Below are 13,067 nucleotides of genomic sequence, written 5' to 3' on the forward strand. Positions count from 1 at the left end.
AAGATCCGCATCGTCCGGGCCTGGCAGGAGCGGGGCAATCTGGTGGCCATGACCGGCGACGGCGTCAACGACGCCCCGGCCCTGAAGCAGGCGGACATCGGCGTGGCCATGGGCATCACCGGCACCGAGGTGGCGAAGGACGCTGCCGGTATGGTGCTGACGGATGACAACTTCGCCACCATCGTCCAGGCCGTCAAGAACGGCCGGAATGTTTATGCCAACATCAAGAAGGCCATTCAGTTCCTGCTCTCCGGCAACACAGCAGGCATTCTGACGGTACTGTATGCCTCTCTCGCGGGGCTGCCGGTGCCCTTTGCAGCGGTACACCTGCTGTTCATCAATCTCCTGACGGACTCCCTGCCCGCCATCGCCCTGGGCCTGGAGCCCCACAGTGACGCGGTGATGCAGGAAAAGCCCCGTCCCCGCAGCGAGGGTATCCTGACAAAGCCCTTCCTGTTGAGCGTGGGCACGGAGGGCCTGGTGATCGCCCTGGCCACCATCATTGCCTTCCACATCGGCCTGGCCAGCGGCGGCGCTGCCGTGGCCAGCACCATGGCCTTTGCCACCCTATGCCTGAGCCGCCTGTTCCACGGCTTCAACTGCAAGTCCGGCCGTCCGGTGCTCTTCACCCGGGCCTTCTGGAACAACAAGTTCCTGCTGGGCGCCTTCGCCGTCGGCGCGCTGCTGCTGGCGGCGGTGCTGCTGATCCCACCGCTGGAGCCTCTGTTCCAGGTGGCGGAGCTGTCTGTCGGACTGGTGGGCTGCATTGTGGGGCTGGCCTTCGGCTCCATGGTGGTCATTCAGGTCTTAAAAGCCATCCGCAGCATGGGCAAGAAGTAAATCCACTCCAAATCAAAGCGGCAGGGCCGCCCCTTATGGGGCGGCCCTGTTTCCTTACGCGCCGGTGTAGGTCCGGACGGCATCCCGCAGAAAGGCGGCGCAGCCGGGGACTTCCCGGTCATAGTAGGCGGTGAACCGGGGATCGGACACATACAGCTCTGCAAGGCCCACATGGGCCTGGGGCGTGTAGGACTCCCAGGAGTAGGACAGCCACCGCCGATGGAGCGCCGCAATCCGCTGGCCCTCCGGCCCGGCGGGGTCCGCCCCTGCTTTCACGGCTGTGACGAGAGCGGTGTGGATCTCACCCCCCAGGGACTTCCACTGGGCATACTCCTCCTGGGTCAGCGCCAGGACGCAGGCGTTGGCCCGGTCCATCTCCTCATCTCCGTATTTCTCCCGGATCTCCTGCCCGAAGGCGGTCTCATTGGCCTCTACCGTGCGGCGCTTGAAGGCTTCAAATTTCTCCTGATCGGTCATCTTCGTTCCTCCCTTGATGTCGTTAATCGTTCGCTGGACAGTCAGGATCAGATCGTCCAGTCGGGCCCGACGGGCCTCCAGCTCTGCCAGGTGGCTCTGCAGCGCCGCCTGGCGGTCAAAGGCCGGGTCGTCCAGAATGGTCCGGATCGAGGCCAGGTCCAGTCCCAGCTCCCGGTAGAACAGGATGTCCTGCAGGCGATCCAGTTGCGCTGGGCCGTAGAGGCGGTATCCGGCCTCCGTGGTCCGCAGAGGTTTCAGCAGTCCAATCCGATCATACCAGCGCAGAGTCCTGGGCGTGACGCCGGCCAGATCGGCCAGCGCCTTGACGGTGTATTCCATAGAGATCCCTCCTGTCGATTGGCAGTATAACAGTTGACGCTGCGGCAAGGTCAAGGGGGTTCACGAAAAAAACCAGGCTTTCTTTTTCCATGGCAATGAACTATAATAGGATAACACCATTTCAAGGATCACGGAAGGGGGGATGGCAGATGATCAATTCCACCCTCTGCTATCTGGAGCGGGGCGACGCTTACCTGATGCTCCACCGGGTGAAAAAGAAGGGCGATCTGAACCATGACAAATGGATCGGCGTGGGCGGCAAATTCGAAGATGGGGAGAGCCCCGAGGACTGCATCCTCCGGGAGACCTGGGAGGAGACGGGCCTGACGCTGACGGACTACCGCTACCGGGGCCTGGTGACCTTTGTGTCCGATGAGGCACCCACCGAGTATATGCACCTCTTCACCGCCACTGGCTGGACCGGCACGCCCCACCCCTGCGATGAGGGAGAGCTGGCCTGGATTAAAAAAGCGGAGCTGCGGGGCCTTCCCATGTGGGAGGGGGACAAAATTTTCCTCCGCCTGCTGGAGGAGAACGTCCCCTTCTTCTCCCTGAAGCTCCAATACCAGGGAGACCGGCTGGACCGGGCGGTGCTGAATGGGAGGCGGATTGTATGATACCCGCTCTGACACTGGAGCCGCTGTCCTGGGACGATCTCCCAGAGGCGGCGGTTCTGTGGGCCGACCCGGCGGTGATCCGATGGACCAACATTGCTGCCCCCTGCACGGAGGCGGGGGCGGCAGACCGGCTGGAACACCTGCTGGACTGCCAGCGGGGGTTGCCGTTCCCCACGGTCTTTGCCCTCCGGGAGGGGACGGCATTCCGGGGACTGGCCGGCTGCCCGCCGGTGGATACGGCCGCCGGGATCTATGGGCTGTTCTACCAGCTGCTGCCCGCCTGCTGGGGCCGGGGCTTGGGACTTGCGGCTGCGGCGGAGGCACTGCGGCGCCTGGAACGGCTGGCACCGGCCCTGGTGCTGGCAGACACGGTGGCAGAGAATACCGCCAGCGTCCGAATTCTGGAGCGGCTGGGCTTTGTCCGCACCGCCGTCCACCACAGGGCTTTCTGCCGGGAGGGGCGGATGCTGGATATCTGGGACTACGCCCGCCGCTGGGCTGGTCCGGCGGAGACCGTCTGACCGGGACGGCCCCGTGCAACATGAAGAAATGAGGAATGTTCATGAGCAGAAAACTGCTGCTGTTCGGCTTTGAGGAACTGCCCACCATTCTGGCTGCCGCGGCCGCCGCCGGGCCCTTCGGGGCGGAGGTGGTGCCGGTGGCCCGGCAGGACTACAACAAGCCCCTGGCGGTGCTGGCGGGGCTGGATGATGACCCCGGCACGGTACTGCCGTTCAACGGCGGCCCTCTGGGTGGGCGGATGGTGGTGCTGTGCGGCCTGGAGGACCAGGTGGACTGCCTTCTGCCGGCGCTGAGTCAAGCGGGGATCGGGCGGGACTGCCTGAAGGCGGTGCTGACGCCCCACAACCGGACCTGGACCGCTGTGAAGCTCTATCAGGAGCTGCTGCGGGAGCACCAGGCCATGAACGGGCGGTGAGAAGATGCGGATCCTAATCTCTGCCTGTCTGCTGGGGGCCCGCTGTCGGTACGACGGGGTCTCCAAGCTCCAGCCCTGGATCTCTGATCTGGCGGAGCGGCACATCCTGGTCCCCGTCTGTCCGGAGCAGCTGGGGGGTCTGCCCACACCCCGTCCGCCGGCGGAGCGGCGGGGAGACCGGGTGATGACCCGGGACGGTGGCGATGTCACCGCCCAATACCGCCGGGGCGCGGAAGAGGCCTTGCGTCTCTGCCGCCTGCTGGGATGCGAGGCGGCGCTGCTGAAAGAGCGGAGTCCCTCCTGCGGCAGCGGGATGGTCTACGACGGCACCTTTACCGGCGTGCTGACGGCGGGAGAGGGTGTCACGGCGGAGCTGCTGCGCGCCCAGGGCATTCCGGTGTACGGAGAGTCCCGGGTGGCGGAGTTGGCGGACCCCATCTAAACAGGCCAGACAGCCACGGACGGCGCAGCGCCCGGAGAACGGGGCGGCGCCGTTCTTTTCCTCCCCGGCACGGTTTACAACCAGGGGAAAACGTGGTAGACTCGAAGCCATGAATATGGGAGAGGAGAGAGAAACATGAGCCGACAGGATGTCCTGGCCCTGCTGCGGGAACAGGAGGGGGCGTTCGTCTCCGGCGAGGAGATCAGCCACCGGCTGGGACTGAGCCGCGCGGCCATCTGGAAGGCGGTGGATGCGCTGCGGAGGGAGGGCTACACTGTGGAGGCCCGCACCGGCCGGGGCTACCGTCTGCTGGATGCGCCGGACGTGCTGACGGAGCCGGAGATCCGCCGCTTTCTGGGGGAGACGGCCCGGGTGGGCCGGACCTTGGTGTGCCTGGCAGAGGTGGACTCCACCAATCTCCGGGCCAGACAGCTGGCAGCGGAGGGCGCAGCGGACGGCACTGTGGTGGTGGCGGACCGCCAGACGGCTGGCCGGGGCCGACTGGGCCGGAGCTTTCAGTCCCCCGGCGGCCAGGGGATCTACCTGACGGCCCTGCTGCGGCCGGATCTGCCGCCGGAGCGGCTGTCGCCGGTGACGGCCATGGCTGGAGTAGCGGTGTGTCGGGCCGTAGAGCGGCTGTGCGGCGTCAGCCCCGGCCTGAAATGGCCCAACGATCCGGTGCTGGATGGGAAAAAGCTCTGCGGTATTTTGACCGAGCTCTCCCTGGAGGGGGAGACGGCCCGCGTGCAGGAGCTGGTGCTGGGCATCGGAATCAATGTCTCCCAGCGGCCGGAGGATTTCACGCCCGAGGTGCGGGAGATCGCCACCTCCCTGGTCCAGGCCCTGGGCCACGCTGTGTCCAGGCCCGCCTTGGCGGCGGAGATCATCCGGGAGGTGGACCGCCTCTGCGCAGCCCTGGCGGCAGGGGAGACTGGTCCTTATCTGGCCGAGTACCGGCGGCGGTGCGTGAATCTGGGCCGGACCGTGCGGCTGCTGCGCCCGGACGGAGGCGGCGAGACGGCGGAGGCATTGGACATCGATGAGGAATTCGGCCTGGTGGTGCGGAGGCCGGACGGCGCGGTGAAGACCGTGCGGTCCGGCGAGGTGTCCGTCCGGGGCCTGTACGGATATACAGAGTGAGAGACAGGGGGAGATAGGGTTGAAAGAGCTTTGGACATTGTTTTGGACCTTCGCGAAGATGGGGGTCATGACCTTCGGCGGCGGCATGGCGATGCTGCCGATTCTCCAGCGGGAAGTGGTGGAGAACAAGCACTGGGCCACAGAGGAGGAACTGACGGACTACTATGCCATCGGGCAGTGCACGCCGGGGATCATCGCTGTCAACACGGCCACGTTCATCGGCCAGAAATACAAGGGCATCGCCGGGGGCATTGTGGCCACCCTGGGGGTGGTGTTCCCGTCTCTGGTCATTATCTCCATCCTGGCGGGGCTCATCAACAACTTCGCGGACCTGGCCTGGGTCCAGAACGCCTTTGCGGGCATTCAGGTGTGCGTGTGCGTCCTGATTTTCAACGCTACGGTGAAGCTGCTGAAGAAGTCCGTGGTGGATAAGCCCACGGCAGCGATTTTCCTGGCAGTGCTGGTGGGCAGCGCGGTGATGGATGTGTCCCCGGTGTGGTTCATCCTCGCGGCCGCAGTGCTGGGTATCCTGCTGAAGAACTGGGAGGTGAAGGGGGCATGATCTATCTGCGCCTGTTCTGGGAGTTTTTCAAGACCGGACTCTTTGCCATCGGCGGCGGTATGGCCACGCTGCCCTTTCTTCACGACATCGGGGAGGCCACCGGCTGGTTCACCCAGGCCCAGCTCATGAACATGCTGGCGGTGTCCGAGTCCACCCCCGGCCCCATCGGCATCAACATGGCCACCTATGTGGGCTTCACCGTTGCCGGTGTCCCCGGCGCGGTGATCGCCACATTGGGAGAGGTGACGCCCTCCATCATCGTGATCCTGATTATTGCCGCCCTGCTGCGGAACTTCCGGGAGAACCGATATGTGGACCGGGCCTTCTACGGACTGCGGCCTGCCTCTACGGGCCTGATCGGCGCGGCCTGCGTGTCCGTGGTACTTGAGGTGCTCACCAACATCGTGGTGGCGTCGCCGGAGACGGGGCTGTTCAACCAGTTCCAGCTGGGGGACGGCGGCCTGGCGGGCCTCATCAGCTGGCCGGGCCTGATCCTGGCGGCGGTGCTGCTGGCACTGACCAATTGGGTGAAACCCACGAAGAATCTCCATCCCATCGTGTTCATCGCCGCCTCTGCCGTGGTGGGCGTGGTGTTCCGCTTCGCGGGGGTATGAGGATAGACCGCCAGGACCTGTATGCCCTGTTGCGGGCGCGGAATATCCCCTATGAGGAGACGGCGCACCCGGCGGTATGGAGCATGGAGGAGCTCCACGCACTCTGTCTGCCGGGGGAGGAGCGGATCTTGAAAAACCTCTTCCTGCGGGACGACAAGAAGCGGCGGTACTATCTGGTGGCCATAGACGGCGGCCGGACGGCAGACCTGAAGGCCCTGCGCCGGACACTGGACAGCCGTCCTCTGAGATTTGCGGACGCCGCAGACCTGGAGCGGCTTCTGGGCCTGCTGCCGGGACAGGTGACGCCGCTGGGGGCCCTCCGGGCGCCTGCCGGCACGGTCACCGTGGTGTTGGATGCGTCTTTGCGGGGCCGGACCGTGGGCGTCCATCCGCTGGAGAACACCGCTACCACGTTTTTGAATCTGGACGATCTGGCCGCGCTGCTGGAGGACCATGGTGTGCCGGTGATCTGGTGTCCGCTGTAATACGCACAAGCCGCCCGCCGGAGAATCCCGGCGGGCGGCTTGTGCCCATCTGGCGGCGGGCCGTCACTTCCCATCGATGTGGTGCTGGATCCGCTGCATGATCATGTCCAGGGCCACCAGGTTGTGGCCGCCCTCCAGCACCACGATGTCCGCGTACTTCCGGGAGGGCTCCACATACTGCTCATGCATGGGCTTCACAGTGGTGAGATACTGGGAGACCACGGACTGGAGCGTCCGGCCCCGCTCCTCCACATCCCGCAGGGCCCGGCGGAGGATCCGCTCGTCCGCGTCCGTCTCCACAAAGATCTTGATGTCGAACATATCCCGCAGAGTGGGGTTCTGGAAGATCAGAATGCCCTCCACAATGATGACCTTGGCGGGCTGGATCTCCACGGTTTGGTCGGTGCGGTTGTGCTCCACAAAGGAGTAGACGGGGCACTGGATGGAGCGTCCGGCCTTCAGCTCCTGCAGGTGGCGGATCAGCAGGTCCGTGTCAAAGGCGTTGGGGTGGTCATAGTTCACCTTGGCCCGCTCCTCATAGGTCCTGCCCACCTGGCGCTTGTAATAGCTGTCATGGCCGATGACGGTCACGTCTTTGCCGAAGTGTTCCTTCAAATGCCGGGTCAGAGTGGTCTTTCCGGAGCCGGTGCCTCCCGCAATCCCGATCAGGATGGTGTTCATGTTCCCGATTCCCCCTAAAATCTCCCAGTTCTGTGAAACAAAACCGCGTTCTTTTGCGTCCATTATAGAAGAGGCGCTCCCCAAAAGCAAGCGGAACCGCGGAAAAAGCGTAAATTTCCCAGGGAATCGACGCTTCCGGTCTTGACGGCACTGGGAAAAGCCGATATTATGTAAATTATGAAAAGCTGTTACGCGGGAGGATGACCCATGGCCATGAAACGCTGCCCCATCTGCGGGGAAAAGTATTCCGATACATACAAGAGCTGCCCCTTCTGCGAGGAGGAAGAGGCGCTGCAGAGCGGTGCACAGATCCGCAGGACCGCCCCCGGACGGGGCGGCAAACGGACGGCCGCCCGCGGCCGCCAGCCCAATCTGCTGAGTCCCATTCTGATTGTGCTGATCGTCATTATGGCGGCGCTGCTGGTCTACCTGCTCTTCGGCGACCGGATCGCCCAGCGCCTCTCCGGCGGAGAGGAGACCCAGGACGCTTCCACAGAGGATGTGACGCCCCAGCCGCCGGACCCTGATACGGCGGACCCGGAGGAGGGAGACGGCGTGACCATGCCGGAGAGCGGCGGCACCGGCGAGATGGAAGACCCGAATGACGGCGGCACCACCACGCCCGCCCAGACGGATCCCTCCACCCTGCCGGAGACACTGACCATCGCCTACCTGGGTTCCCCCCGGACGGAGTTCACCATGTCCGTGGGAGATGAGCCCATTCCCCTGACTGTCTCCGGCGGCAGCGGCACTTATACCTGGAGCAGCAGCGATGACGGCATTGCCTCCGTGGATTCCACCGGCCGGGTGACGGCCATCTCCTCCGGACAGGCCACCCTGACGGTGACGGACGGCTCCGGCAAGGGCACCTGCCTGGTGCGGGTCCGGGGCGGCAGCACCGGCACATCTACGTCTGCCAGCGGCGGCAGCACCGCGTCCGGCAGCACGCTGACAGCGGGGACCGCGGTGGTGGTCAACGCCGGGAACGGCGTGCGGGTCCGCGCGCAGGCCAACACCAGCAGTGAGATTCTGGCGACCCTCTCCAACGGCGACTCCGTCCGGGTGGTGCAGAGCGCCGGGAACGGCTGGTATCAGATCAGCTTTGTGGCCTCCGGCGGCGTAACCACCACCGGCTATATGATGGGCGAGTATTTGTCCAATTCCTGAAAAAACGACATGGCGATATCCCCGGATGTTGGATGACATTCGGGGATATTTCATTGCGCGCGGGGGAAAAGTGTGCTATCATTTTTTAGATATGAATTGATAAAGAAAAAGGAGAGTACCATGACGACCCGACAGTTTCAGGAGAGCTCCGCCCTGCGGATCTTCCTGTCCTACTTCAAGCCCCACCGGAAGCTGTTTTTCCTGGATATGTGCTGCGCCCTGATGATCGCCGTGATCGATCTGGCGTTTCCCTACGTCTCCCGGTGGTGCATGTACCAGCTGCTGCCTGAGAGCGCCTACCGGACCTTCTTCGCTGTGATGGCGGTGGTGTTCTGCGCATACATCCTGCGGTCCGTGTTCACCTATATCATCTGCTATTACGGCCACACCTTCGGCATCCTGGTGGAGGCGGACATCCGCCGGGACCTGTTCCGCCACATGCAGGAGCTGAGCTTCGACTACTATGACCGCAACCGCACCGGCCAGCTGATGAGCCGCCTGACGGCGGACCTGTTCGACATCACGGAGCTGGCCCACCACGGACCGGAGGACATCTTCATCTCCGGCGTTACCATTGTGGGCGCGCTGGCCATCATGTTCACCATCCAGTGGCAGCTGGCTCTGGTGATCGCCTGCATCATCCCTGTGTTCTTCCTGGTGGTGTGGAAGTGCCGCAAGTCCATGCAGGACGCCTCGATCAAGGTGAAGCAGCGGACGGCCACCATCAACGCCGACATCGAGTCGGGCCTCTCGGGCATCAAGACCGCCAAGGCCTTTGCCAATGAGGAGGCGGAGCTGGAGAAGTTCGACGTGTCCAACGACAGCTTCAAGACCTCCAAGCGGGCGTTCCACCGGGCCATGGGCCGGTTCAACGCGGTGATGGAGTTCTTCCTGTGCATCCTCTCCGTGGCGGTGATCTCCGTGGGCGGCTTCCTCATCATGCAGGGCCGGATGGACACGGTGGACCTCATCACCTTCAGCCTGTATATCACGACCTTCGTGAACCCGGTGCGCAAGCTCTCCACCTTTGCGGAGCTGTTTGCCAACGGCACCGCCGGCTTTGCCCGGTTTGTGGAGCTGATGCGGGAGGAGCCTGCCATGCAGGATGCCCCCGATGCCACCACCCTTTCCCGGGTGGAGGGGCGCATCGACGTGGACCATGTGTCCTTCGCCTATCAGGATGACATGGCGGTGCTCCACGACGTGGACCTCCACATTCGCCCCGGCGAGACCATCGCCGTGGTGGGGCCCTCCGGCGGTGGTAAATCTACTCTGTGCCAGCTGATCCCCCGGTTCTACGATGTGACGGACGGCGCGGTCCGCATCGACGGCCACGACGTCCGGCAGGTGACCCAGGAGTCCCTGCGGCAGAATGTGGGCGTGGTGCAGCAGGACGTATTCCTCTTCGCCGCCAGCATTCTGGAGAACATCCGCTACGGCAAGCCCGGCGCCTCGGAGGAGGAGGTGGCCCGGGCGGCGAAGCTGGCGGAGATCTATGACGACATCGTGGCCCTGCCGGAGGGGTTCAACACCTATGTGGGGGAACGGGGCACCCTGCTCTCCGGCGGACAGAAGCAGCGCATCTCCATCGCCCGGATCTTCCTGAAGGACCCGCCGGTGCTGATTCTGGACGAGGCCACCTCCGCCCTGGACAGCGTGACGGAGGCCAAGCTCCAGGAGACCTTTGAGAAGCTGGCCCACGGCCGCACCACCATCATCATTGCCCACCGGCTTTCCACCGTCCGCAATGCGGACCGGATCGCCGTCATTGAGGACGGCCGCATCACGGAGCTGGGCAGCCACGACCAGCTGATGGCGAAAAATGGCGCTTATGCGGAGCTGGTGCGGACGCAGGAGCTGATCGGCCATGGAAAAGAGTAAGTTGCTGGACCGCTGCGGGGCCGAGGGGGAGGACCGGCTGCTGCTGGCCAAGGTCCTGGACCGGGCTGCCCAGGCGGAGGAGCGCAATATTCCCGCCTGTACGGACTTTCTCTCCCCACAGCAGCAGATGATGGCCGGGGACCTGCTGCGTCTTGCGGGCATCCCGGAGACTGCCTGGCTCCGTCAGGGAGGCTACCAGGGGGCGGAGCGGAACATCCTGCTCTTTCTGCCGGACTGGATGGAGCCGGAGACGGCGGAGCCTCCGCTCCGGTGTCTGCGGGCGGCCTTTCGGACGGAGGACCGGCTGAGCCACCGGGACATTCTGGGCAGCCTCATGGGAATGGGCATCGTTCGGGAGAAGGTGGGGGACATTCTGGTGTCTCCTGAGAGCGCGGACCTGATCGTGCTGGACACGGTGGCGGATTTCCTGCTCTCTAGCTGGAACAGCGCCGGCCGGGCGAGGCTGACGGTGACGGAGATCCCCGCCGCCCACCTCCACATCCCGGAGGTGCGGTGCGAGGAGGTGCGGGACACGGTCAGCTCCCTGCGGCTGGACGCGGTGTGTTCCACCGGTTTTCGGATGGCGAGAGGGAAGGCGGCAGATTTGATCTCCTCCGGCCATGTCCAGGTGAACTGGCGGCCCTGTACGAAGGCGGACAAGCTGCTTACAGAGGGGGACACGGTCTCCGCCCGGGGATTTGGAAAATTTCAGTTGGCGGCGGTGGGCGGCGTCACGAAAAAGGGCCGCACCGCCATTGTGGTGAAGCGATATATTTGAGAGAGGAGGGTGCAGCGTGCTGGAATACGAGTTTGAAGAGGTATCCTGCGGCGAGGTCTACGGGTTTTACTTGCGGGAGACCGCTGCTCATCGGGAGGTCATCGTCCGCCGGGCGGCGGATGGCTGGCGATATGTGGGATGCATCCCCAAAAGCCAGCGCCGGCCTTACGGCTTTATCGAGAGCATCGACCTGGTATTCGAGCGCCAGCGGCCTGAGACCTGACAGGAGGAGCGAAACATGGAGAAAAAGCAGATCGACCGCATCAACGAGCTGGCCCGGAAGGCCAAGACACCGGAGGGCCTGACGGAGTGGGAGCGGATGGAGCAGGCGGCATTGCGGCGGGAGTACATCGACTCCGTGCTGGGGAACCTGAAGAGCCAGCTGGACCACACCTATGTGGTGGATGACCAGGGCAACAAGCGGAAACTGAAGCAGAAGGAGGACTGAGTGCCGTGGCCGGAAAGAAACAGAAGCAGGAAGGCGTTGGCGCTTGGATAGCCATCGTAATCCTCTTCGCCGTCGGCCTGTGGCCCATCGCCCTGGTGATGCTGCTGGTCAAACTCTTCGGAAACGACGGGCAGAAGCGGAGGCAGGCCCCGCCCCCGCTGCAGACGGCGGCGCCGGAGCCGGCGGCCGCCGCATCCGCCGGGACTGCCGGCAGGACCAAAAAGGCCGTGCGCAGCGCCATGAAGTCCCCGGCGGTGAAGAAGTCTAACGCCAAGTGGCTGAAGATCATTGGCGCGGTGCTGGCGGTCTGCGGCCTGGCGGCCTGCTGGTCCACCATCGAGATGATGATTTGGCTGGGCGGCGTGGAGCCTTGGTATATCGAAGAGCTGCTGTGGGCCTTAGCCATTGCTGCTGCCGGTGGGGCTATGTTCTGCAGCGGGGTCTCCATCGGCCGCAGTCTGAAGCGGTACAACAAGTATCTGGCCGTGGTTGGGAATTACGAGGCTATGGCAGTGGAACAGCTGTGCCGCACCCTGGGCTATTCCAGGGACCGGGTGGAGAAGGACCTGCAGAAGATGATCGATAAAGGCTACTTCGGGGATGAGGCGTATCTGAACATGGAGCTGGGGTATCTCTTCCGCAGCGGCCAGGCGGACGCGGACCTGAAACAGAAGCGCCGGCAGGAGGAGGCGGCCGCGGCGCCGCCCCCCAAGGAGACGGAGGAGGGCTGCTCCGGAATCCTGCGGAGGATCCGCCGGGCCAACGACGCCATCGCGGACCCGGGACTCTCTGCCAAGATCGACCGGCTGGAGACCATCACCGCCAAGATCTTCCGGGCGGTGGAGGAGGACCCGAAGAAGCGAGACCGGATCGATACCTTCTTGAACTACTACCTGCCTACTACCCAGAAGCTGTTGGACTCCTACGCGGAGTTTGAGGCTGCCGGGGTGGAGGGGGAGAACCTCCGCCAGGCCAAAGCCCGGATCGAGTCCACCATGGACCTGATTATCAAGGGCTTTGAGCACCAGCTGGACGAGCTGTACAAGGCCGACGCCATGGATGTGGACAGCGACATCCGGGTAATGGAGACCATGCTGGAGCGGGATACTGCCAGTGTGGAAAAGGACTTTGGCCTGGGAGAGTTCGCAGCGGAACAGAAGCCGGAAGAGACGGAATAAAAAGGGACCCGGCGCGGAAATCCGCGCCGGGTTTCTTTGCGTCGGGGACTTACTTGCCCCAAACGTCCGCTACCAGATTTTTGTACATCTCTACATAGAACAGGGAGTCCATGCCCATGGTAACGCTGTCAAAGCCCTCGGCAAACCGCTGGCGGCTGGCTGCCGCACTGCCGGTAAAGATGATGGAGAGCTTGCCGCTGCGCTTGCAGGCCGCCTGGACCCGCAGGATGGCGTCATGGACCACCGGTGCGTTGAACTCGCCGGGGTGGCCCAGGGCAATGGACAGGTCAAAGGGCCCCACAAAGATGCCGTCTACACCGTCCATAGCGGTGATCTCCTCAATGTGCTCCAGGCAGCCCACAGTTTCGCACTGGGGCAGCAGCAGCGTCTCCCGGTTGCTGGTCTCCATATAGCCGGAAATGGAGACCGCATGGGCGGCGTGGCCCCAGCCGCCGTCCCGGGTGGGGCAGAAGCCCCGGTT

Annotated in this window: 18 protein-coding genes; 15 read left to right on the top strand and 3 right to left on the bottom strand. The window is 64.1% G+C overall.

Annotated features, from left to right (window positions below):
* Nucleotides 1-840 (top strand): HAD-IC family P-type ATPase (locus tag QVE23_RS04505; RefSeq protein WP_287967658.1); only part of this gene is annotated, 840 nt, incomplete at its 5' end.
* A 54-nt stretch (nt 841-894) separates the two neighbouring features.
* On the opposite strand, the gene QVE23_RS04510 is transcribed toward QVE23_RS04505, so the two are convergent.
* A complete protein-coding gene (locus QVE23_RS04510) occupies nt 895-1,656 on the bottom strand; it encodes a MerR family transcriptional regulator (protein WP_021747370.1) in 762 nt (253 codons plus the stop codon).
* 149 nt (nt 1,657-1,805) lie between these two features.
* On the opposite strand from QVE23_RS04510, the gene QVE23_RS04515 reads away from it, so the two are divergent.
* The 8 genes from QVE23_RS04515 (at nt 1,806) to QVE23_RS04550 (ending at nt 6,453) form a co-directional block, all read left to right on the top strand.
* Nucleotides 1,806-2,273 (top strand): NUDIX hydrolase, encoded by a 468-nt coding sequence (locus QVE23_RS04515; RefSeq protein ID WP_025545201.1) that lies wholly within the window; start codon nt 1,806-1,808, stop codon nt 2,271-2,273.
* The gene (locus tag QVE23_RS04520) at nt 2,270-2,794 is read left to right on the top strand and encodes a GNAT family N-acetyltransferase (protein ID WP_256264439.1); all 525 of its coding nucleotides are present in this window, start codon (nt 2,270-2,272) and stop codon (nt 2,792-2,794) included. Before QVE23_RS04515 ends, QVE23_RS04520 begins: the two co-directional genes overlap by 4 nt.
* A 41-nt stretch (nt 2,795-2,835) precedes the next feature.
* A complete protein-coding gene (locus tag QVE23_RS04525; RefSeq protein ID WP_256264440.1) occupies nt 2,836-3,210 on the top strand; it encodes a DUF3783 domain-containing protein in 375 nt (124 codons plus the stop codon).
* 4 nt (nt 3,211-3,214) lie between these two features.
* Nucleotides 3,215-3,652, top strand: a complete 438-nt coding sequence (locus tag QVE23_RS04530; RefSeq protein WP_025545878.1) for a 2-thiouracil desulfurase family protein — start codon at nt 3,215-3,217, stop codon at nt 3,650-3,652.
* Between the two features lie 135 nt (nt 3,653-3,787).
* A complete protein-coding gene (locus QVE23_RS04535) occupies nt 3,788-4,792 on the top strand; it encodes a biotin--[acetyl-CoA-carboxylase] ligase (protein WP_021747365.1) in 1,005 nt (334 codons plus the stop codon).
* Nucleotides 4,793-4,811: 19 nt separating this feature from the next.
* Nucleotides 4,812-5,354 (top strand): chromate transporter, encoded by a 543-nt coding sequence (locus tag QVE23_RS04540; protein ID WP_021747364.1) that lies wholly within the window; start codon nt 4,812-4,814, stop codon nt 5,352-5,354.
* The gene (locus QVE23_RS04545) at nt 5,351-5,968 is read left to right on the top strand and encodes a chromate transporter (RefSeq protein ID WP_021747363.1); all 618 of its coding nucleotides are present in this window, start codon (nt 5,351-5,353) and stop codon (nt 5,966-5,968) included. Before QVE23_RS04540 ends, QVE23_RS04545 begins: the two co-directional genes overlap by 4 nt.
* On the top strand, nt 5,965-6,453 hold the full coding sequence (locus QVE23_RS04550; protein ID WP_021747362.1) for a YbaK/EbsC family protein: 489 nt from the start codon (nt 5,965-5,967) through the stop codon (nt 6,451-6,453). The genes QVE23_RS04545 and QVE23_RS04550 overlap by 4 nt, the downstream gene beginning before the upstream one ends.
* Before the next feature lie 63 nt (nt 6,454-6,516).
* Here the strand turns inward: QVE23_RS04550 and udk are convergent, their stop codons facing one another.
* Nucleotides 6,517-7,134, bottom strand: a complete 618-nt coding sequence (udk, locus tag QVE23_RS04555) for a uridine kinase (protein WP_025545130.1) — start codon at nt 7,132-7,134, stop codon at nt 6,517-6,519.
* A 207-nt stretch (nt 7,135-7,341) separates the two neighbouring features.
* Here udk and QVE23_RS04560 point away from each other — a divergent pair, with 207 nt between their 5' ends.
* From QVE23_RS04560 to QVE23_RS04585, 6 genes are all read left to right on the top strand, one after another.
* Nucleotides 7,342-8,301, top strand: a complete 960-nt coding sequence (locus tag QVE23_RS04560) for an SH3 domain-containing protein (protein WP_287967659.1) — start codon at nt 7,342-7,344, stop codon at nt 8,299-8,301.
* Nucleotides 8,302-8,421: 120 nt separating this feature from the next.
* Nucleotides 8,422-10,182, top strand: a complete 1,761-nt coding sequence (locus QVE23_RS04565) for an ABC transporter ATP-binding protein (RefSeq protein ID WP_036629895.1) — start codon at nt 8,422-8,424, stop codon at nt 10,180-10,182.
* Nucleotides 10,169-10,960: a YlmH family RNA-binding protein gene (locus tag QVE23_RS04570; RefSeq protein ID WP_021748593.1), complete on the top strand. Its 792-nt coding sequence runs from the start codon at nt 10,169-10,171 to the stop codon at nt 10,958-10,960. The genes QVE23_RS04565 and QVE23_RS04570 overlap by 14 nt, the downstream gene beginning before the upstream one ends.
* A 16-nt stretch (nt 10,961-10,976) precedes the next feature.
* Entirely contained in the window at nt 10,977-11,183 is a 207-nt protein-coding gene (locus QVE23_RS04575; protein WP_021748592.1) for a DUF4177 domain-containing protein, read from the top strand.
* 15 nt (nt 11,184-11,198) lie between these two features.
* Nucleotides 11,199-11,408 carry a DUF896 domain-containing protein gene (locus QVE23_RS04580; RefSeq protein ID WP_021748591.1) on the top strand — a complete coding sequence of 70 codons (210 nt, stop codon included), beginning with the start codon at nt 11,199-11,201 and terminating at the stop codon, nt 11,406-11,408.
* A gap of 5 nt (nt 11,409-11,413) precedes the next feature.
* Nucleotides 11,414-12,586 carry a 5-bromo-4-chloroindolyl phosphate hydrolysis family protein gene (locus tag QVE23_RS04585; RefSeq protein ID WP_119310791.1) on the top strand — a complete coding sequence of 391 codons (1,173 nt, stop codon included), beginning with the start codon at nt 11,414-11,416 and terminating at the stop codon, nt 12,584-12,586.
* Between the two features lie 49 nt (nt 12,587-12,635).
* Here QVE23_RS04585 and QVE23_RS04590 read toward each other — a convergent pair.
* A partial coding sequence (locus tag QVE23_RS04590) for an aldolase/citrate lyase family protein (RefSeq protein ID WP_502919065.1) occupies nt 12,636-13,067 on the bottom strand: 432 nt, incomplete at its 5' end.

The sequence above is a fragment of the Oscillibacter sp. KLE 1728 genome, assembly GCF_934833455.1.
In the GTDB taxonomy this organism is placed as follows: domain Bacteria; phylum Bacillota; class Clostridia; order Oscillospirales; family Oscillospiraceae; genus Oscillibacter; species Oscillibacter welbionis.